18 protein-coding genes and 1 riboswitch are annotated in these 19,278 nt (G+C 71.4%); of the genes, 14 read left to right on the plus strand and 4 right to left on the minus strand.

Annotated elements, in window-relative coordinates; all coding sequences use genetic code 11:
• Nucleotides 1-49: 49 nt before the first annotated feature.
• The 9 genes from hpaE (at nt 50) to MRBLMI12_RS20255 (ending at nt 7,946) form a co-directional block, all read left to right on the plus strand.
• Nucleotides 50-1,597: a 5-carboxymethyl-2-hydroxymuconate semialdehyde dehydrogenase gene (gene hpaE / locus MRBLMI12_RS20215; protein ID WP_363357967.1), complete on the plus strand. Its 1,548-nt coding sequence runs from the start codon at nt 50-52 to the stop codon at nt 1,595-1,597.
• A 44-nt stretch (nt 1,598-1,641) separates the two neighbouring features.
• Nucleotides 1,642-2,808 carry a 3,4-dihydroxyphenylacetate 2,3-dioxygenase gene (gene hpaD, locus MRBLMI12_RS20220; RefSeq protein WP_363357968.1) on the plus strand — a complete coding sequence of 389 codons (1,167 nt, stop codon included), beginning with the start codon at nt 1,642-1,644 and terminating at the stop codon, nt 2,806-2,808.
• A gap of 128 nt (nt 2,809-2,936) precedes the next feature.
• Entirely contained in the window at nt 2,937-3,722 is a 786-nt protein-coding gene (locus MRBLMI12_RS20225; RefSeq protein WP_363357969.1) for a 2-keto-4-pentenoate hydratase, read from the plus strand.
• The gene (locus MRBLMI12_RS20230) at nt 3,707-4,510 is read left to right on the plus strand and encodes an HpcH/HpaI aldolase family protein (protein ID WP_363357970.1); all 804 of its coding nucleotides are present in this window, start codon (nt 3,707-3,709) and stop codon (nt 4,508-4,510) included. Before MRBLMI12_RS20225 ends, MRBLMI12_RS20230 begins: the two co-directional genes overlap by 16 nt.
• A gap of 61 nt (nt 4,511-4,571) precedes the next feature.
• Nucleotides 4,572-5,171 carry a hypothetical protein gene (locus MRBLMI12_RS20235; RefSeq protein WP_363357971.1) on the plus strand — a complete coding sequence of 200 codons (600 nt, stop codon included), beginning with the start codon at nt 4,572-4,574 and terminating at the stop codon, nt 5,169-5,171.
• Nucleotides 5,172-5,245: 74 nt separating this feature from the next.
• Nucleotides 5,246-5,626, plus strand: coding sequence for a YciI family protein (locus tag MRBLMI12_RS20240; protein WP_363357972.1), 381 nt, complete (start codon nt 5,246-5,248; stop codon nt 5,624-5,626).
• Between the two features lie 62 nt (nt 5,627-5,688).
• On the plus strand, nt 5,689-6,756 hold the full coding sequence (locus MRBLMI12_RS20245; protein ID WP_363357973.1) for an RNA polymerase sigma factor: 1,068 nt from the start codon (nt 5,689-5,691) through the stop codon (nt 6,754-6,756).
• Nucleotides 6,757-6,822: 66 nt separating this feature from the next.
• A complete protein-coding gene (locus MRBLMI12_RS20250; RefSeq protein ID WP_363357974.1) occupies nt 6,823-7,302 on the plus strand; it encodes a MarR family winged helix-turn-helix transcriptional regulator in 480 nt (159 codons plus the stop codon).
• Entirely contained in the window at nt 7,299-7,946 is a 648-nt protein-coding gene (locus tag MRBLMI12_RS20255; RefSeq protein ID WP_363357975.1) for an NAD(P)H-dependent oxidoreductase, read from the plus strand. Before MRBLMI12_RS20250 ends, MRBLMI12_RS20255 begins: the two co-directional genes overlap by 4 nt.
• 28 nt (nt 7,947-7,974) lie before the next feature.
• Here the strand turns inward: MRBLMI12_RS20255 and MRBLMI12_RS20260 are convergent, their stop codons facing one another.
• From MRBLMI12_RS20260 to glyA, 3 genes are read right to left on the minus strand one after another with little or no spacing between them, the layout of a single operon-like run.
• Nucleotides 7,975-8,925 carry an NAD(P)-dependent alcohol dehydrogenase gene (locus MRBLMI12_RS20260; protein ID WP_363358245.1) on the minus strand — a complete coding sequence of 317 codons (951 nt, stop codon included), beginning with the start codon at nt 8,923-8,925 and terminating at the stop codon, nt 7,975-7,977.
• Between the two features lie 38 nt (nt 8,926-8,963).
• Complete coding sequence (locus tag MRBLMI12_RS20265) at nt 8,964-9,839, minus strand: bifunctional methylenetetrahydrofolate dehydrogenase/methenyltetrahydrofolate cyclohydrolase (RefSeq protein ID WP_363357976.1); 876 nt, start codon at nt 9,837-9,839, stop codon at nt 8,964-8,966.
• Entirely contained in the window at nt 9,836-11,110 is a 1,275-nt protein-coding gene (gene glyA, locus MRBLMI12_RS20270; protein WP_363357977.1) for a serine hydroxymethyltransferase, read from the minus strand. The genes MRBLMI12_RS20265 and glyA overlap by 4 nt, the downstream gene beginning before the upstream one ends.
• A gap of 45 nt (nt 11,111-11,155) precedes the next feature.
• Nucleotides 11,156-11,240: riboswitch (ZMP/ZTP riboswitch) on the minus strand.
• 171 nt (nt 11,241-11,411) lie between these two features.
• Here glyA and MRBLMI12_RS20275 point away from each other — a divergent pair.
• The 5 genes from MRBLMI12_RS20275 to MRBLMI12_RS20295 all read left to right on the plus strand — a co-directional run bounded on the left by MRBLMI12_RS20275 (nt 11,412) and on the right by MRBLMI12_RS20295 (nt 18,388).
• The gene (locus MRBLMI12_RS20275) at nt 11,412-12,932 is read left to right on the plus strand and encodes a beta-N-acetylhexosaminidase (protein WP_414686243.1); all 1,521 of its coding nucleotides are present in this window, start codon (nt 11,412-11,414) and stop codon (nt 12,930-12,932) included.
• Between the two features lie 41 nt (nt 12,933-12,973).
• On the plus strand, nt 12,974-14,110 hold the full coding sequence (gene nagA / locus MRBLMI12_RS20280; protein WP_363357979.1) for an N-acetylglucosamine-6-phosphate deacetylase: 1,137 nt from the start codon (nt 12,974-12,976) through the stop codon (nt 14,108-14,110).
• Between the two features lie 437 nt (nt 14,111-14,547).
• Entirely contained in the window at nt 14,548-16,521 is a 1,974-nt protein-coding gene (locus MRBLMI12_RS20285) for a sigma-70 family RNA polymerase sigma factor (protein WP_363357980.1), read from the plus strand.
• Between the two features lie 86 nt (nt 16,522-16,607).
• Nucleotides 16,608-17,000 carry a YrdB family protein gene (locus tag MRBLMI12_RS20290; RefSeq protein WP_308868181.1) on the plus strand — a complete coding sequence of 131 codons (393 nt, stop codon included), beginning with the start codon at nt 16,608-16,610 and terminating at the stop codon, nt 16,998-17,000.
• Complete coding sequence (locus MRBLMI12_RS20295) at nt 16,997-18,388, plus strand: FAD-binding oxidoreductase (RefSeq protein ID WP_363357981.1); 1,392 nt, start codon at nt 16,997-16,999, stop codon at nt 18,386-18,388. Before MRBLMI12_RS20290 ends, MRBLMI12_RS20295 begins: the two co-directional genes overlap by 4 nt.
• Before the next feature lie 132 nt (nt 18,389-18,520).
• Here MRBLMI12_RS20295 and MRBLMI12_RS20300 read toward each other — a convergent pair whose 3' ends face one another.
• Nucleotides 18,521-19,273 (minus strand): hypothetical protein, encoded by a 753-nt coding sequence (locus MRBLMI12_RS20300; RefSeq protein ID WP_363357982.1) that lies wholly within the window; start codon nt 19,271-19,273, stop codon nt 18,521-18,523.
• Nucleotides 19,274-19,278 lie beyond the last annotated feature (5 nt).

Here is a 19,278-nt window from a genome sequence, read left to right on the forward strand (position 1 = left end):
GCCGGCGCCCCCGGCATCCGGACCACGACCTCCGACGAAGGAGCAAGCAATGACCGACACCACCACGACCCGTCCCGGAAGCGAAGCGCCTGACGCCGCCGCGGCGACGCGGCACTTGCCCGAGGGCCTCCCCACCCGCATCCAGCACTACATCGACGGCGAGTTCGTCGACTCGGCCGACGGCGACACGTTCGACGTGCTCGATCCCGTCACCAACGAGACCTACGTGCAGGCCGCCGCCGGCAAGAAGGCCGACATCGACCGGGCCGTCGCCGCCGCACGGCGCGCGTTCACCGAGGGGCCCTGGCCGCGGATGCTGCCCCGCGAGCGCTCGCGCGTGCTGCACCGCATCGCCGACATCGTCGAGTCCCGCGACGCCCGGCTGGCCGAGCTCGAGTCGTTCGACTCGGGGCTGCCGATCACCCAGGCGCTCGGGCAGGCGCGTCGCGCCGCCGAGAACTTCCGGTTCTTCGCCGACCTGATCGTGGCGCAGGCCGACGACGCCTACAAGGTGCCCGGCCGCCAGATGAACTACGTCAACCGCAAGCCCATCGGCGTCGCCGGCCTCATCACGCCGTGGAACACGCCGTTCATGCTCGAGTCGTGGAAGCTCGGCCCCGCGCTCGCGACGGGCAACACCGTCGTGCTGAAGCCCGCCGAGTTCACGCCGCTGTCGGCCTCGCTGTGGGCGGGCATCTTCGAGGAGGCCGGGCTGCCGCAGGGCGTCTTCAACCTCGTCAACGGCCTCGGCGAAGACGCCGGCGACGCCCTGGTGAAGCATCCCGATGTGCCGCTCATCTCGTTCACCGGCGAGAGCCGCACCGGTCAGCTCATCTTCGGCAACGCCGCCCCCTTCCTGAAGGGCCTGTCGATGGAGCTGGGCGGCAAGAGCCCGGCCGTCGTGTTCGCCGACGCCGACCTCGAGGCCGCGATCGACGCGACCATCTTCGGCGTCTTCTCGCTCAACGGCGAGCGCTGCACCGCCGGCTCGCGCATCCTCGTGGAGCGCGCCGTCTACGACGAGTTCGTGGAGCGCTACGCGGCCCAGGCCGAGCGCGTGGTCGTCGGGTACCCGCACGACCCCGCCACCGAGGTCGGCGCGCTCGTGCACCCCGAGCACTACGACAAGGTGATGAGCTACATCGAGATCGGCAAGGGCGAGGCGCGGCTGGTGGCCGGCGGCGGTCGCCCCGACGGGTTCGACGGCGGCAACTTCGTGCGTCCGACGGTGTTCGCCGACGTCGCACCCGACGCCCGCATCTTCCAGGAGGAGATCTTCGGCCCGGTCGTCGCGATCACCCCGTTCGACTCCGACGAAGAGGCGCTGGAGCTCGCCAACGGCGTGAAGTACGGCCTCGCCGCGTACGTGTGGACGAACGACCTCAAGCGCGCCCACAACTTCTCGCAGGCCATCGAGGCCGGCATGGTGTGGCTCAACTCGAACAACGTCCGCGACCTCCGCACCCCGTTCGGCGGCGTCAAGGCCTCCGGCCTCGGCCACGAGGGCGGCTACCGCTCGATCGACTTCTACACCGACCAGCAGGCCGTGCACATCACCCTCGGCCCCGCCCACAACCCGACCTTCGGCAAGGCCTGAGCCGAGGCAGACGCCCCGACCATCCGCACACGCAAGGACGCGACATGACCCACCGTGACGACATGACCCTCACCTCCTCGGGCTTCTACGTGAGCCAGGAGGCGCCGATCCACACCGACAACCCGGTACCGACGCCGGAGAGCCCGGCCCCCGACATCCTGCGCTGCGCCTACATGGAGCTCGTCGTGACCGACCTCGCCGCGTCGCGCACGTTCTACGTCGACGTGCTCGGGCTCTACGTCACCGCAGAGGACGACGAGGCGATCTACCTGCGCTCGACCGAGGAGTTCATCCATCACAACCTCGTGCTGCGTCAGGGCCCCGTCGCCGCCGTCGCCGCGTTCTCGTACCGAGTGCGCACCCCGGAGGACCTCGACCGGGCGGTCGCGTTCTACCAGGAGCTCGGCTGCCGCGTCGAGCGCCGCCCGAACGGCTTCGTCAAGGGCATCGGCGACTCGGTGCGGGTCACCGACCCGCTCGGATTCCCCTACGAGTTCTTCTTCCAGACCGAGCACGTCGAGCGTCTCTCGTGGCGCTACGACCTGCACACCCCCGGCGAGCTGGTGCGGCTGGACCACTTCAACCAGGTCACCCCCGACGTGCCCCGCGCGGTGAACTTCATGCAGTCGCTGGGCTTCCGCGTCACCGAAGACATCCAGGACGAGGGCGGCACCGTCTACGCCGCCTGGATGCGCCGCAAGCCGACGGTGCACGACACCGCCATGACCGGCGGCGACGGCCCCCGCATGCACCATGTCGCGTTCGCCACCCACGAGAAGCACAACATCCTCGCGATCTGCGACAAGCTCGGCGCGCTCCGCCGCTCGGACGCGATCGAGCGCGGACCCGGCCGCCACGGCGTCTCGAACGCGTTCTACCTCTACCTGCGCGACCCCGACGGCCACCGCGTCGAGATCTACACGCAGGACTACTACACCGGCGACCCCGACAACCCCGTCATCACCTGGGACGTGCACGACAACCAGCGCCGCGACTGGTGGGGCAACCCGGTGGTGCCGTCCTGGTACACCGAGGCCTCCCTCGTGCTCGACCTCGACGGCAACCCGCAGCTCGTCGTCGCCCGCACGGACGAGTCCGAGATGGCCGTCACGATCGGCGCCGACGGGTTCTCGTACACCCGCCCCGACGAGAAGGACGAGGAGCTGCCCAGCTGGAAGCAGGGCGAGTACAAGCTCGGCCACCAGCTCTAGGGCGGACTCGTCGCGTTTCGTCTCGCTCGTTCCTCGCTCGCGCAACGACCGGGTGAAAGGATCCGGTCGTTGAGCGAGCGAAGCGAGACGAAACGCCCTGGACTCACCAGACACGACAGGAGAAACGGATGCTGTCACCCGATGACATCGCGGCGATCGCCGACGAGCTGGCCGAGGCCGACCGCACGCACGGCGTGATCCCACGCATCACGGCGCGGTACCCCGACGCGACCGTCGAGGACTCCTACGCGATCCAAGGGGTCTGGCGCGACGCCAACGTCGCTGCCGGCCGGACGCTCGTCGGGCGCAAGATCGGGCTCACGTCGAAGGCGATGCAGCAGGCGACGGGAATCACCGAGCCCGACTACGGCGTCATGTTCGACGACACCGTGTACCGCTCCGGCGCGGAGATCCCGGTCGACGTCTTCTCCAACGTCCGGATCGAGGTCGAGCTCGCGTTCGTGCTCAAGACGCCGCTCGAAGGCCCCGACTGCACGCTCGACGACGCACTCGCGGCGATCGACTACGCCGTCCCCGCCCTCGAGGTGCTCAACTCGCACGTCGAGCTCGAGGGTCGCACGATCGTCGACACGATCGCCGACAACGCGGCCTACGGCGCGATGGTGCTGGGCACCGTGCGCAAGCGCCCCGACGAGATCGACCTGCGCTGGGTCCCCGGCGTCCTGAGCCGCAACGGCGAGATCGAAGAGACCGGCGTCGCCGCGGGTGTGCTGGGCCACCCCGCGACGGGCGTCGCATGGCTCGCCAACAAGTTCCACCAGCACGGCGCGCGCCTGGAGGCCGGCGAGATCATCCTCGCCGGATCGTTCACGCGCCCCATGTGGGTGTCGCGAGGCGATAGCGTGCTGTGCGACTACGGACCGATGGGAGTCATCGAATGCCGCTTCGTCTGACCCCGACCTTCCGCGACGCGCTCGCCGGCGCCGATCGTCCGCTGGCGGGCATGTGGGTGTGCACCGGATCTCCGCTCGTGGCAGAGATCTGCGCCGGGGCCGGCCTGGACTGGGTGCTCATCGACATGGAGCACTCCCCCAACGGCCTCGAGTCCGTCCTCGCGCAGCTGCAGGCCGTCGCCGCCTATCCGGTGACGCCGGTGGTGCGCGTGCCCATCGGCGACGTCGTGACGATCAAGCAGGTGCTGGATCTCGGAGCTCAGAACCTCCTGGTGCCGATGGTGTCGTCCCGAGCGGATGCCGAGGCCGCCGTGGCGGCCGTGCGCTATCCCCCGCGCGGCACCCGCGGTGTGGGCTCGGCGCTCGCACGCTCGGCGCGATGGAATCGTGTCGACGGGTACCTGCAGGACGCCGACGCCCACGTGTCGCTCTTCGTGCAGATCGAGACGACGGCGGGTGTCGAGGCCGCCGCCGAGATCGCCGAGGTCGACGGCGTCGACGGCGTCTTCGTCGGACCCTCCGACCTCGCCGCGTCGATGGGGGTGCTCGGCCAGCAGACACATCCGGATGTCGTCGCCGCCGCCCTGCGCGCATTCGACGCCGTGCGCGCGGCGGGCAAGCCGGTCGGGGTCAACGCGTTCGACCCGGCCGCGGCGGACGCCTACGTCGGGGCGGGAGCGGGGTTCGTGCTCGTCGGCGCCGACGTCGCACTCCTCGCGCGAGGGTCCGAGGCTCTCGCCGCCCGCTTCGTCCCCACCGACGCCGCCGGCGAGCGCACGTCGTACTGACGCGCCGGCAGCGGCATCCGCCCGATTCCCTCCCGTCGGCGGAACGTGGCACAGTGAACGCATGAAGAAGTGGGTCGTGCGGTTCGCGTCGCTGCTCGTGTTCAACATCCTCGTTCTGCTCGTGGTCGGCTGGCTCACGCCGGCGCGCGTGGGCTGGGCGGCGCTGTGGGCGGGCATCGTCCTGACGGCACTCGTCATCTGGATCAAGCCGCTCGTCGAGAAGTGGTTCCGTTCGATGGCGGCCAAGTCCGCCGGGCAGCGCACGAGGGCCGGCGAGAAGCTGGTCGAGTTCTTCCTGGCCTTCGCGGTCGCCTTCCTCGTGTGGATCGCCACCGTGCTGTTCACCGGCGTCTCGATCGGCGGCGGCATCTTCGGCGCGTTCTGGGGCTGGGTCCTGCCTCCCGTCTTCCTCCTCATCGGCTGGGCGATCTACGGCGCGATAGACGACAAGGTCGAAGGCCATGCGGGGACGCTCTACGACAAGGCGACCGGGACCCAGACCGCGGGGACGGATGCCGCGACCTCGGCGCCCGGGGTCCCGAGCCCTCGTGACACCTATCCCGGTGCACCGGCGCCCGCGACCGAAGCGGGTCGTCGCGAGCTGAACGACGGTCTCACCGACGAGCAGCGCCGCATGCTCGACGAGCTCGGAAAAGGCTGATTCGCCCGACCTGTCGATCGGGGACGGCGGAGATCGTCATAGGGGTGTCGCAATCCACCAGAAAGGACGACACCATGCGGTACGCACTGCTCCTGCACTACCCCGAGATGACACCCGAGGACCTCGGTCCCGAAGCGCTGGCCGAGGGCATGCGCGAATTCGACGAGTATGCCAAGGCGCTCGACGAGGCCGGCGTGCTGATCTCCGCCGAGGTGCTCCAGCCCTCCGCGGTGACGACGACCGTGACCGCGGCCGACGGCTCGCTCCGCGTGCAGGACGGCCCCTTCGCCGACACGAAGGAGCAGCTCGGGGGCACCTTCGTCATCGACGTCGACGACCTCGACGCGGCGATCGCGTGGGCGGGGCGAGCTCCGTCGGCGGGCTGGGGTGCCGTCGAGGTGCGGCCGAGCGCGACCCATTTCCACGACGGCGCCTGGACGACCTTCGCGCGCTGATGCCGACGGATCCCGCGCCCCCTCCGCACAGCGGCGGCGCGCTGCACGGAGCACCCGGGAGCGTGGATCCCGATGACGCCGCACGCCAGCACGCCGCCCTCGCGGTCGCCGAGCGCGCCGCGCGGGCGTCGTACGGCCGCATCCTGTCGATCCTCGCCGCCTCCACGAACGACCTGGCCCTCGCCGAGGACGCCCTCGCCGACGCATTCGAGCGCGCGCTGCGCACGTGGCCGGATGCCGGCATCCCCGCCAATCCCGAAGGGTGGCTGGTCACCGTGGCTCGCAACCGCCTGCGCGACGCTCTGGGCTCCGCGTCGCACCGCCGCGGCGTTCCCCTCGACGAGGGGATCGCCGCAGCGCGCGCCGACGAGCATGCCGTCGACGCGCTCACGGCGCTCGAGCAGAGCGAGGCGATCCCCGACAAGCGACTGGAGCTGCTGTTCGCCTGCGCGCACCCGGCGATCGACCCCGCGGTCCGGACCCCGCTCATGCTGCAGACCGTGCTCGGCTTCGACGCCGCCGCCATCGCCGGCGCGTTCGGGGTCGAGCAGGCGACGATGGCGCAGCGGCTCGTGCGCGCGAAGCGGCGCATCCGCGACGCCGGCATCCCGTTCCGCATTCCGACGCGCACCGACATGCCCGCTCGCCTGCCCGCGGTGCTCGAGGCTATCTACGGCGCCTACGCGATCGGCTGGCTCGATCAGGGCGACGAGCCGCGGGAGTCGCTCGCCGATGAGGCGCGCTGGCTCGCGGTGCTCACGGCGACGCTCCTCGGCGACGAGCCGGAGGCATGGGGACTCGCCGCGCTTCTCACCTACGCGCAGTCCCGAGCGCCAGCACGAGCCGAGGAGCCCTGGCCACCGCTCGACGAGCAGGATCCGACGCTCTGGGACCGCGCGCTCATCGCCGAAGGCGCCGCGCTGCTGCGCCGCGCCTCCGCTCTCGGCCGACCGCTCGGCCGCTTCCAGCTCGAGGCTGCCATCCAGGCCGTGCACTGCGACCGTGCCCGGACCGGCGAGCTCGACATCGAGTCGCTGGTGAAGCTCTACCGGGGCCTCGTCGCCATCGCACCGACCGACGGCGCGCGGGCCGCGCTGGCCGCCGCGGAGGACCGGCTGGGCGCCCGATGATCGTCCCGCAACCGCCCCCTGAGTAAACCTGTTGACTCACTGCGAGTCAACTGGTTTACTCATTGTGTGTCCGACCGGCTGACCTTCACCCTCCACGAGCTTCTCGCGGAGCTCGACGCCTTCGCGGACGCCGCATTGCGGTCCGGCTACGGCGTGACGTTCAACCACTTCCAGTTCCTTGCGGTGCTGTACGACGCCGAGCCCGCCGACATGACGACGCTCGCGCACTGCCTCGGAGTCACCAAGGCCGCGGTCAGCAAGCGCGTCCCTGCGCTCGTCGAGGAGGGGTGGATCACCGCGCAGTCCCCGCCCGGGGCCGGCCGCAGCATCCTGCTCTCCCTCACACCCAAGAGCACCGAGCTGGTGCGTGACGCGGGCGCCGCGCTCGAGCGGGAGTTCGCCGCGATGCTCACCGACCCGGCGCTCGGGGACGACCCGATCGACGCGCCTCGTCTGAACGCACAGCTCATCGCCCTCACCGCCTTCGTCAAGCAGCAGCCCTCGCCCCGCGGACGCACGGCCATACCAGAGGAGATCCGCGCATGAACGCTCCCCGCATCCTCGTCGTGATCGGCACGCCGCTCGCCGGCAGCCTCAATCACGCGCTCGCCCACTCCTACGCCGACGCGGCGCGCGCCGCCGGCGCCGAGGTGCGCCTCGTCGACCTCGCGCGCGACGCGGTGCCGCGGCATCCGTCGGACCGCAACGAGATGCGCCTCCCCCGCAGCGATGCCGACGTGCCGCTCGACCCTGAGGTCGCCGCCTACGTCGCCGACGTCGATTGGGCGGATCACCTGGCCTTCTTCTTCCCCCAGTGGTGGGGCTCGTACCCGGCGGCACTCAAGACCTGGATCGACCGCGTCTTCCTGTCGGGCTTCGCCTACCGCTACCGCGCCACCGGCCGCCTGTGGGACAAGCTGCTCACCGGCCGCACGGCGCGCATCGTGATGACGATGGACTCCCCGAAGATCTGGAACGCCTGGGCCTATCGCAACGCCGCCATCCGGTCGCTGCGCAACGCGACGCTGGAGTTCTGCGGCATCCGCGTCCGCGCCGTCACGCGGCTCGCAGAGGTGCGCCACCGCAGCGACGCCGACCGCGAGCGCTGGGTCGGCGGCATGGCATCCCTCGGGGCGACGGATGCCGGATCCGTCGTCGCGCGCGAGAGCGAGGAGCTCGTCCCGGCGTGACGTGCGCCGGACGCGCCTCCCGGGGGCCTCAGCCTTCTCGCACGGCCACGACGACCTTGCCGCGTGCTCGCCCTTCTCCGTGCCAGGCCAGCGCAGCAGGCACCTCGCTCAGGCTGAAGACCCGATCGATGTGGATGTCGAGGTCACCGCTCGCGCATGATCTCGCCACCGAAGCGAAGCCTGCGGGACCCTGCCGAACGATGAGCAGGCCGAGGTGCGCGCGGGTCAGCACGCCGAGCAGCCGCCCGACCGTGACCATCCGGAGAACGGCCCGGCTGGTGCCGCCGATCACGACGCAGCGCCCGCCCTTCGCGAGCGCGCGCCGATAGGCGAAGATCGATCGACTGGCGACGAGGTCGACGATCAGGTCGTACGGACCCGTGCGTGTGAAGTCATCGCGTCGGTAGTCGAGGGTCGCGTCGGCGCCGAGCACCCTCAGGAAGTCCTGCTTGCCGGCATTGTCGACCGCCGTGACGTGCACTCCCTTCGCGCTCGCCAGCTGCACCAAGAACGAGCCCGACCCGCCGCCGGCGCCGTTGATCAGCATCCGCGACCCGGGAGCCGCAAGGGCAACGGCCTGCGACGCGATCGCCCCCGCCTGAGGGATCGTCGATGCCTCGGCGAACGAGAGCTCCTTCGGCTTGTGCGTCAGCGCAGACTCCGGCGCCACCGCGTACTCGGCGAATCCCCCTTTGCGTGCGAGGTTGTCGCCGAACACCTCGTCGCCGACGACGAAACGGCTCACGCCCTCGCCGACGGCGACGATTCGACCGGCGATGTCGGAGCCCAGAGTATGGCGCGCGGGCCGGATGAGTCCGCCGAAGCGCGAATAGCCGGGACTTCCGCGCAGTCCCTCCCAATCCGAGAGATTGACCGAAGTCGCCACGACTTCGACGAGCACCTCACCGCGCGACGGAATCGGTGTGGGGACTTCTCGCAGCGTGAGAACCTCGGGCCCGCCGTATCGTTCGTAGACCATCGCGCGCACGCGCTCACCATACAGGCGCGCACGAGGCGTCATGCGCGCTCGGCGGCCTCGACCACGTTCGTCATGAGCAGGGCGACCGTCATGGGGCCGACGCCGCCGGGGTTGGGCGACAGGTACCCGGCGACCTCGGCGACGTCCGGGTGCACGTCGCCATACACCTTGGACTTGCCGGTCTCGGGGTCTTCCTCGCGCGTGACGCCGACGTCGAGCACGGCGGCGCCGGGCTTGACGTCCTCGGCGCGCACGATGTGCTTGACGCCCGCGGCCGCCACGATCACGTCGGCCTGGCGCAGGTGGCGCGGCAGGTCGGTCGTGCCGGTGTGCGTCAGCGTCACGGTCGCGTTGATCTCGCGGCGGGTGAGCAGCAGGCCTATCGAGCGCCCGATCGTGACCCCGCGGCCCACCACGACGACATCCTTGCCCCTGAGGTCGTAGTCGTTGCGCAGCAGCAGCTCGATCACGCCGCGCGGCGTGCACGGCAGCGGCGTGGTGATCGGCCCGTTCACGTTGAGCACCAGCCGGCCGAGGTTGGTCGGATGCAGGCCGTCGGCGTCCTTCGCGGGGTCGATGCGCTCGAGGATCGCGTCGGTGTCGATGTGCTTCGGCAGCGGCAGCTGCACGATGTAGCCGTGGCACTCCGGGTCGGCGTTGAGCTCGTCGATCAGCGCCTCGACGTCGGCCTGCGTGGCGTCGGCCGGCAGCTCGCGCTGGATCGAGTTCATGCCGATGGCCTCGGACTCGCGGTGCTTCATGCCGACGTACAGCTGCGACGCCGGGTCGGCGCCGACGAGCACCGTCGCGATGCCGGGCGTGATGCCCTTCGCCTTCAGCGCCGCGACGCGCTCGCGGAGCTCCTCCTTGATCCGGGCCGCCGCCGCGCGCCCGTCGAGCTTCTGCGCGGTCACTGCTCGAGCCCCGGGTAGAGCGGGAAGGCTGCGGTCAGCGCGGCGACCCGCGCCCGCAGCGCCTCGACGTCGGCGTTCGGCAGGAGCGCGAGGGCGATGACATCCGCGACCTCGGTGAACTCCGCATCGCCGAAACCGCGCGTCGCGAGCGCCGGCGTGCCGATGCGCAGGCCCGAGGTGACCATGGGCGGCCGCGGGTCGTTCGGCACCGCGTTGCGGTTGACGGTGATGTGGATCTCGTGGAGCAGGTCCTCGGCCTGCTTGCCGTCGATCTCGGCGTTGCGGAGGTCGACGAGCACGAGGTGCACGTCGGTGCCGCCCGAGCGGACCGCGATGCCGGCATCCTTCACATCCTGCTGCGACAGGCGCTCGGCGATGACGTGCGCGCCGCGCAGGACGCGCTCCTGGCGCTCCTTGAACTCGGGGGTCGCGGCGAGCTTGAACGCGGTCGCCTTGGCGGCGATCACGTGCATGAGCGGGCCACCCTGCTGGCCCGGGAACACCGCGGTGTTGAGCTTCTTGGCGAGGTCGGCGTCGTTCGTGAGGATGAAGCCCGAGCGAGGGCCGCCGATGGTCTTGTGCACGGTCGACGAGACGACGTGGGCGTGCGGCACCGGGCTCGGGTGCAGGCCGGCGGCCACGAGGCCGGCGAAGTGCGCCATGTCGACCCACAGCAGCGCGCCGACCTCGTCGGCGATGGCGCGGAAGGCGGCGAAGTCGAGCTGGCGCGGGTAGGCGGACCAGCCGGCGATGATCACCTTGGGCTGGTGCTCGATCGCAAGGCGACGCACCTCGTCCATGTCGATGGTCGAGGTCTCGGGGTCGACGCCGTAGGCGACGATGTTGTAGAGGCGACCCGAGAAGTTGATCTTCATGCCGTGGGTGAGGTGGCCGCCCTGGTCGAGCGAGAGGCCGAGCAGCGTGTCGCCGGGGCGCGCGATGGCGTGCAGCACGGCGGCGTTGGCCGTGGCGCCGGAGTGCGGCTGGACGTTCGCGAACTCGGCGCCGAACAGCGCCTTCGCACGCTGGATGGCGAGCTCCTCCGCGACGTCGACCTCTTCGCAGCCGCCGTAGTAGCGGCGGCCGGGGTAGCCCTCGGCGTACTTGTTGGTGAGCACCGAACCCTGCGACTGCAGCACCGAGACGGGCACGAAGTTCTCGGAGGCGATCATCTCGAGGTAGCCGCGCTGGCGCTCGAGCTCGCGGTCGAGCACCTGGGCGATCTCGGGATCGACCTCGGAGAGAGGGGCGTTGAAGAACTGATCGGTCATGCGATCTCCTGACGACGGCTTGCTGGATAATCCCCGGGGCGGGGTCACATCGGCCCAGGCGTGCGGTCGAATGCCGTAGTCGGTCGCTCCCCGGTGGTGTCCCACCTCAACGCCAGTCGCGACACCCCGAGCATAACGGACGCCGGGTGACGCCTGCATCGGCGGTTCCGGTAGGCTGAACCGCATCCTTTTTGTTAGGACTCTTTACATGAATCGTCGACGAGGACGGACTGCCGCCGCAGCGGTCCTCGTCGTCGCGCTGCTGGCCGGCTGCGCGCCGGTCGCACAGAATGGAGACACCGTGTCGCTTCCCGCCGTCGTCCCCGCGCCCGTCTCGATCGAGGCGGGGTCCGGTGCGCCGTTCCGGCTGTCGTCCGCCACGACGGTGACCGGAGAGAAGGATGCCGCCGCCGCCCTCGCATCGGTCGTCCAGGCCCGCGCCGGACTGGCCCTGGCATCCGTCGACGACGGAGCCGCCATCGACCTGCGGATCGACCGCTCGGCGGGCTCGGGCGCCGAGTCGTACCGCATCGCGGTAGACGAGGCATCCGTGGTCGTCACCGGCGTCGACGCGGCCGGTCTGTTCTACGGCGTGCAGACGCTCGGCCAGCTGATCGCCCGCGACGGCGGCGAGTGGACCGTGCCGGCGGTCACGATCGCAGACACCCCGCGCTTCGCGTACCGCGGCGTCATGCTCGACGTCGCCCGCCACTTCCACCCGGTCGAAACCGTCAAGGGGTACATCGACCGCGCGGCCTCGCTGAAGCTGAACGCGCTGCACCTCCACCTCACCGACGACCAGGGCTGGCGCATCCACCTCGACTCGCGTCCTGAGCTGACCGCGCGCGCCTCGGCCACCGCTGTCGGCGGAGATGCCGGCGGGTTCTACTCGAAGGACGACTACCGCGAGATCGTGGAGTATGCGGCATCCCGGCACATGATCGTGGTGCCCGAGGTCGACATGCCCGGCCACACGCACGCCGTCGGCCTGGCCTACCCGGACCTCGCCGAGGACCCGACGATCAGCGATCACATGCGGGAGATCATCCGAGACTACGGCGGCGAGGAGCCCCGCGCCGGCGTGCCGTACGAGGGCATGGCCGTCGGGTTCTCCTCGGTGAAGGTGCATGAGGAGGCGACCTACGACTTCGTCGCCGACGTGTTCGGCGAACTCGCCGCGATGACGCCGGGGCCCTACCTCCACTTCGGAGGCGACGAGTCGCTCTCGACCAATGACGAGGACTTCGCGGCGTTCGTCACCCGCGCGAGCGCCATCATCGCCGACCTCGGCAAGACACCGGTCGCGTGGCACGAGGCCGGCGCCGCGGCCGACATCGCAGACACCACCCTCGGTCAGTACTGGGGCTACCGCACACCCCAGGAGGGCATGGCCGAGAAGGCACGTGCCTTCGTCGACAACGGCGCGCAGCTGATCCTCTCCCCCGCCGACGCCATCTACCTCGACATGAAGTACCCCACCGGTCCCGAGCTCGGCCTCACGTGGGCGAACGGGCCGACGAGCGTCGAGCGCGCCTACTCGTGGGAGCCGTCGGACGTGATCCCGGGGATCGACGACTCCGGCATCCTCGGCGTCGAGGCGCCCCTGTGGACGGAGACGATCAGCACGGCGGCCGACATCGACACCATGGCATTCCCGCGGGCGGCCGCGGCCGCCGAAGCAGCCTGGTCGCCGAAGACAGGGACGAGCGAGCTGCGCACGTGGGCCTCCTTCCGCGAGCGCGTCGGCGCACTCGGACCACTGTGGACGAGCATGGGCATCGGCTTCCACCCGTCCGAGGAGATCCCCTGGGCCACCGAATGACCCGTCTCCGCACGAACGCCGCCCACTGACCGGGAGACCGCATGAGCACCCTCGTCCACTCCGTACGCCTGCTGGGCTCCGCCGCTGTCGACAGCGGTCGCGACGACGCGTGGGCGCTGTTCGACGGCGAGCGGGTCGTGGCGGCGGGCGCCGGCGACGAACTCCCCCGTGCCGACGAGACGGTGGACGGCGGGGGCGGATGCCTCGTCCCGGGCTTCGTCGACATCCACGGGCACGGCGGTGGCGGTGCCGGCTTCGACGACGGCCCGGACGCCATCGCCACCGGCCGCGCGATCCACCGTGCACACGGGACGACGCGCGCCGTGCTGTCGCTCATCACCGCCCCGATCGATGAGCTCGCCGCACGCGTGGCCATGGTGGCCGATCTCTGCGACGCCGATCCCACGATCCTCGGCTCGCACCTCGAGGGCCCCTTCCTCGACCCCGGCCACAAGGGCGCGCACACCGAGTCCCTGCTGCGTGCGCCGGACGCGGCATCCGTCGATCGCCTGATCGAAGCGGGCCGCGGCACCATCCGCCAGGTCACGCTGGCCCCCGAACGGCCGGGTGCGTTCGATGCGATCCGGCGCTTCGTCGACGCCGGCGTGGCCGTCGCCGTCGGCCACACCGACGCGGATGCCGCCACGACCCGCCGCGCGTTCGACGCCGGCGCGACGCTGCTGACGCACGCGTTCAACGCGATGCCCGGCATCCACCACCGCGCGCCCGGCCCCGTGGTCGCAGCGCTCCGCGACGACCGCGTCACGCTCGAGGTCATCGCCGACGGCGTCCACGTCGACCTCGAGCTGATCGCGACGCTCTTCACGGTCGCCGGCGACAGGATCGCCCTCATCACCGACGCGATGGCGGCCGCCGGCTCGCAGGACGGCCGGTACGAGCTCGGCGGTCTGGGCGTGCGCGTCACCGACGGCGTGGCGCGGCTGGAACAGGGAGGCGCGATCGCCGGCTCGACCCTCACGCAGGACGCCGCCCTGCGCCACGTCGCGGGTGCGGGCGTCCCCCTCGATGTCGTCGTGCGCGCGCTCGGCGCCCAGCCCGCGCGCGCGATCGGCCGCGACGATCTCGGGACCCTCGACATCGGCGCACTGGCCGACGCCGTGCTGCTCGACGCGGGCCTCGCGGTCCGCCGGGTGTGGGTCGCCGGCAGCGCCGTCTGACACCCGGCGCCTCAGCGGGATCGGCTCAGCTGGATCGGCTCAACGGGCTCGGCTCAACGGGCTCGGAGTGATCGCGGGTCGTCACCGCCGCACCGGCGTGGTAACCGCCGTGCAGAACGAATGCAGGCGGGGCCGAAGGTCCCTCCCCCGAGATACCTTCGAGCCCCGCCATGTCCGCGACTTCGCCGCGGGGGGCGGCCGCCGTCATGCCCCACACAAGGGCGGCCAACCACTCTGACCAAAGAGACCGCGCGCGGGGCGATCTATTACGTCACTTCCTCAGAATTTCTCGGAGTCGGGAACCGCGGCGGGCGACGATCATCCGCCACTGGTCAAATCGCATCACGGCGACGACAATGGAACGAGCCGCGCCGCTGATCGCGACGCGAACCCGGGATGCACGACGTTCGCCGTGCGCCCGCGGGACTGGGGGCCTCATGGATCACGACGAAGTGCGCGAGCACGATCCCGACGTCGTCGCAGACACCGACCTGGTGCTGCAGACGCGCTCGGGCGACACCTCGGCGTTCGCCGAGCTGTGGCGGCGTCACTATCGCGCGGGGGTCACGGTCGCCCGCAACATGACGTCCAGCCTCGATGCCGACGATCTCGTGCAAGAGGCCTACACGCGCATCTACCACTCCATCGTCAACGGCGGCGGGCCCACGGGATCCTTCCGTGCCTACCTCTTCACGAGCATCCGCAACACCGCTGCGGCCTGGGGTCGCGCACGGCGCGAGACGCCGTACGAAGAGCTCGACGGCGTCGAGGACCCCTCCGGCGCCGAGCACGAGAGCGAGGCCGCGCTCGACCGCAGCCTCACCCACCAGGCGTTCCGGAGTCTGCCCACCCGGTGGCAGGAGGTGCTCTGGTACTCCGAGATCGAGCGGATGAAGCCCGCCGAGATCGCACCGCTCCTCGGAATGAAGGCGACCGCCGTCGCGCAGCTGACGTTCCGTGCCCGCGAAGGGCTCCGCGAGGCGTGGATCCAGGCACATCTGCGCTCGATCGCCGACGGGTCGGACTGCCAGTGGACCATCGAGCGCCTCGGAGCCTACGCGCGCCACAATGTCGGCCGCCGCGACCACATGAAGGTCGAGCGGCACCTCGCGGGCTGCGTGCGGTGCTCGATCGTCGCCAGCGAGGCCAAGGAGGTCTCGAGCCGGCTGGCGCTGGTGCTGCTCCCCCTCGCCCTCGGCGCGGTCGGCACCACCGGCTACCTCGCGACGATGCAGGGCGGCGGCGCATCGCTGGTCGCACTGGCCGCGATGCCGTCGAGCGTCGTCCAGGGCGGCGTGGCCGCGAGCCCCGTCGGCGTGACCGGTGCGGCCGCAGGATCCACGAGTGCGGCGGCGAGCACCACCGGCGCCGCGGCGAGCGCCGCCGGCGGCTCGGCGACCGCCGGCAGCGGACTCGGCGCCGGCGCCGCGGCCGTCAGCACGAGTGCCGGAGCCGCCGGCGCGGCCACCGCCGTCGGAACGACCACCGCCGTGGCGGCGAGCGCTGCCGGCGGATCCGTCGCCGTCGGCATCGGGGCCGCATCCGGGCTCGCCGCGGCGAGCCTCGTCGTCGTCGGCGGTGTCGTGGCGGCAGCCGTCGGGCTTCCTCCGGCAGCTCCCGCGCCCATACCGGCGAGCGTGGTCGACTCCACCGTCCTCACCCCCACCGAGGTGACCGAGAACGAAGACGCCGACGACGCCGAGGGCGTCGAAGACGGCATCCTGCAGCTGCCGGCGCCCGGTCCGGGTCCGTCGGACCTCCCGCTGATCGCGGAGCTCGGAACAGTGGAGGAAGGACAGGCCGGCAACGCGGCCACGCCTCGCAACGGCGGCGCCGCCGGCAGCGGCGACGACGCCGGCACCGGAACGCCCCCGGAAGAGGGCAGCGGCGCCGGCAACGGCAACACCGGCAGCGGCGGCGCCGGCAACGGCGGCGCCGGCAACGGCGCCGGCAATGGGAACCCGGGCGAGAACGGCACCCCCACGAACGGCACGGGCAGCGGCAACGGCGGCACCACCGGGAACGGCGGAACCACCGGAAACGGCACCCCCCCGAACGGCACCGGCAACGGCAACGGCGGCAACACTGGCAACGGTAACGGCAGCAACACCGGCACCGGCACCGGCAACGGCAACGGCGGCAACACCGGTGAGGGGAACGGCGCGGAGAACGGCAAGCCGAACTCCTCTGGAACGGTGAACAGCTCGGCGCATCCGTACGGCTCGGCCGCCGTACTGGACCTCGAGGTCAGGCCCGCTCGCGGTGGCCGTCCCGCGGGTTCGACGCCCGCCGCGCCGATCGCGTCGGCAGCACTGGCCCACGCGCCGGCTGCCGCTGTGGAATCCGACACGGATGCCGGACCTGCAGCCGCCTCGACGCCCGCGGGCGCTGGGACCTCGGTCGCGCCGTAGCCCCACCGTCTGCACGGCGCGATCCCCGCGTCGCGGGGCAACCCCCGAGGCGGCTGCGCCCGAGCCTCCGCCGTAGACTGGAGGCCATGTCCGACACGCCGAACGTCACGCCCGCACCGCCCGCCGAACCGGCGCCGGGAACCCGCGCGCCGCTCTCGGCGATCGACCTGGTCGCGTTCGTGTGCGAGATCTTCGCCTTCGGCACGCTCGCACTGTGGGGCTTCACGATGTGGCCGTTCCCGTGGAACATCGTGGCGGGTATCGCGGCGCCTGCCGTCGCCATCCTGCTGTGGGCTCTGTTCGTGTCGCCGCGGGCCGTGTTCGCGGTGCACCCGTTCGTGCGTGCGATCGTCGAGCTGCTCGTGTACGCGTCGGCGACGATCGCGTGGTGGTCGATGGGCAACGCCTGGATCGGGCTCGCCTTCGGCGTCGTCGCGGTCACCGCGGGGGTCATCGCCGGTCGCCGGCGTCTGTCGTGAACCCGGGCGCGGACGCGCTCGCCCTCCTGAGCGCCGAACTCGGAGACCGAGTCGACACCGCGCCGGAGTCGCTCGCCGCCGCGCGCGCCGACAAGTCGGGGCACGCGGCATCCGGTCAGCCCATCGCCGTCGTCCACGCGCGCAGTGTCGAAGACGTCCAGCAGACCCTCCGCATCGCAACCCGCACCGGCACCCCCGTCGTCACGCGCGGCGCCGGCACCGGCCTCGCGGGCGGCGCCAACGCGGGACAGGGCGAGATCGCCCTCTCGGTGCGCGGGATGGACCGCATCCTCGAGGTGCGCCCCGATGATCTGCTCGCCGTCGTCGAGCCCGGCATCCTGAACGCCGACCTCAACGCCGCTCTCGAACCGCTCGGGCTGTGGTGGGCACCCGACCCCGCGAGCCGCGCGATCTCCACCGTCGGAGGCAACATCGCCACGGGTGCCGGCGGCCTGCTCTGCGCCAAGTACGGCGTCGTGCGCGACGCCGTACTCGGTGTCGACCTCGTGCTCGCGGACGGGCGCCTGCTGCGGCTCGGCCACCGCACCGTCAAGGGCGTGACCGGCCTCGACCTGACCTCGCTCGTCATCGGCTCCGAGGGGACTCTCGGCGTCGTGGTCGGCGCCACGCTCAAGCTCCGTCGCCTCGTGCCCGGCGAGGTCTGCACGATCGCGGCCACCTTCCCCGACGTACGGACGGCGGCCGAGGCATCCGCCGCCGTCACCGCATCGGGTGCGCAGCCGGCGATCATGGAGCTGATGGATGCCGCGTCCCTCGCGGCCGTGCACGCGCTCCTCTCGCTCGACCCGCCCACGGCGGGGGCCGCCCAGCTCACGATCCAGACCGACGGGCCCGCTGCGGCAGCGGAGGCCGACGCGATCGCGGCGGTCCTGCGCATAGCCGGCGGCAACGTCGCCCTCTCTCACGACCGTGAAGAGGGCGAGCGGCTGCTCACGATCCGACGGTCGATGCATCCGGCCATGGAGTCGCTCGGCACGGCGCTCATCGAAGACGTCTCGGTGCCCCGCAGCGCCCTCCCCGCCATGTTCGACGAGATCGCGCGCGTCGAGCGCGAGCACGGGATGGTCATCCCGACCGTCGCCCATGCCGGCGACGGCAACCTGCACCCGAACTTCATCTTCGCCGGCGAGCCGGACGAGTCCGGAGTGATCGAGGCGCCCGAGCATGTCTGGGCGGCCGCCGACGACCTCTTCCGCGCCGCGCTGCGCCTCGGCGGCACGCTCACCGGAGAGCACGGGGTCGGTGTGCTGAAGCGCCGTTGGCTCGCCGACGAGCTGGGCGACGATCAGTGGGAGCTGCAGCGGCAGATCGCGCGCGTCTTCGACCCGCAGGGCATCCTCAACCCCGGCAAGGTGTTCGCCGCCTGACCCCCGCCTGACCCCCCTGACCCACGTCGCCAGATCAGGTGATTTGGCGGAGGTAGGAGAATTCGCGCGGAAACGTCCTACCCCGGCGAAATCACCTGATTTCGGCACGGGCACGCGGGCCGGAGGGAACGGTCAGGCGGCGGGAGGGAACACCTGGACGGGGTCGCCGGAGGGTGCCGGGCGACGCTGCGCGAGGACGATGGCGAGGATGCCGAGGGTCACCGGCGCCGCGAACGACGCGAGCTGTCCTAGCCCGAAGAGCAGAATCAGCCCATCGGCCTCGGTCCTGCTCTGGTCGATCCCCATCGCGATCGCCAGCACCTGGGCGAGGATCTGCGGCACGACGACGGCTGCGAGCGCCCACGCGGGTGCCCAGCGCAACCGTCCGGTCACGACCCCGGCGCGCGCGATCTGCACCACGAGCACGACCGCCGCCGAAACCTTCGCGGTCAGCGAGATGTAGCCCCAGACCTGATAGAACTCCGTCGTGCCCTCATCGAAAGGCATCGCCCACGTCAGCACGCGCTCCGCGAAGGGCCACAGCGCGAGGACGAGCGCCGCCGTCACGCCCAGCGGACGTCGCGCGACGATGCTCCCGCCGCGGCCAACGCCGAACGCGAAGACGAGCACGCTCGTCGAGAACGCGGCGATCGAACCCCAGTAGAGGACGGTGTGGAACGGCAGACTCGCCGCGAATGCGTTCGGCGCCGCGAACGCGGCGACGGCGCTCACGATGAGGAGCACGCCGCCGAGCATGAGGGTGCGCGGCAATCCGTCAGCTCGCGCGGGAGGCGCGTCTGCGCGGTATGGGGCGACGTGCGACGCGCCACCGGTGCCTCGTGGAACGGGTGGAGGGGCCGTCACGCCGTCGGCGGCATCCGTCATGCTGT

The organism is Microbacterium sp. LMI12-1-1.1 (assembly GCF_040676455.1).
In the GTDB taxonomy this organism is placed as follows: Bacteria; Actinomycetota; Actinomycetes; order Actinomycetales; family Microbacteriaceae; genus Microbacterium.

Coding starts and splice junctions, on each gene's coding strand:
- hpaE (WP_363357967.1), top strand. CDS start 50: ATGACCGACACCACCACGACCCGTCCCGGAAGCGAAGCGCCTGACGCC.
- hpaD (WP_363357968.1), top strand. CDS start 1,642: ATGACCCACCGTGACGACATGACCCTCACCTCCTCGGGCTTCTACGTG.
- MRBLMI12_RS20225 (WP_363357969.1), top strand. CDS start 2,937: ATGCTGTCACCCGATGACATCGCGGCGATCGCCGACGAGCTGGCCGAG.
- MRBLMI12_RS20230 (WP_363357970.1), top strand. CDS start 3,707: ATGCCGCTTCGTCTGACCCCGACCTTCCGCGACGCGCTCGCCGGCGCC.
- MRBLMI12_RS20235 (WP_363357971.1), top strand. CDS start 4,572: ATGAAGAAGTGGGTCGTGCGGTTCGCGTCGCTGCTCGTGTTCAACATC.
- MRBLMI12_RS20240 (WP_363357972.1), top strand. CDS start 5,246: ATGCGGTACGCACTGCTCCTGCACTACCCCGAGATGACACCCGAGGAC.
- MRBLMI12_RS20255 (WP_363357975.1), top strand. CDS start 7,299: ATGAACGCTCCCCGCATCCTCGTCGTGATCGGCACGCCGCTCGCCGGC.
- MRBLMI12_RS20260 (WP_363358245.1), bottom strand. CDS start 8,925: ATGGTCTACGAACGATACGGCGGGCCCGAGGTTCTCACGCTGCGAGAA.
- glyA (WP_363357977.1), bottom strand. CDS start 11,110: ATGACCGATCAGTTCTTCAACGCCCCTCTCTCCGAGGTCGATCCCGAG.
- nagA (WP_363357979.1), top strand. CDS start 12,974: ATGAGCACCCTCGTCCACTCCGTACGCCTGCTGGGCTCCGCCGCTGTC.
- MRBLMI12_RS20285 (WP_363357980.1), top strand. CDS start 14,548: ATGGATCACGACGAAGTGCGCGAGCACGATCCCGACGTCGTCGCAGAC.
- MRBLMI12_RS20290 (WP_308868181.1), top strand. CDS start 16,608: ATGTCCGACACGCCGAACGTCACGCCCGCACCGCCCGCCGAACCGGCG.
- MRBLMI12_RS20300 (WP_363357982.1), bottom strand. CDS start 19,273: ATGACGGATGCCGCCGACGGCGTGACGGCCCCTCCACCCGTTCCACGA.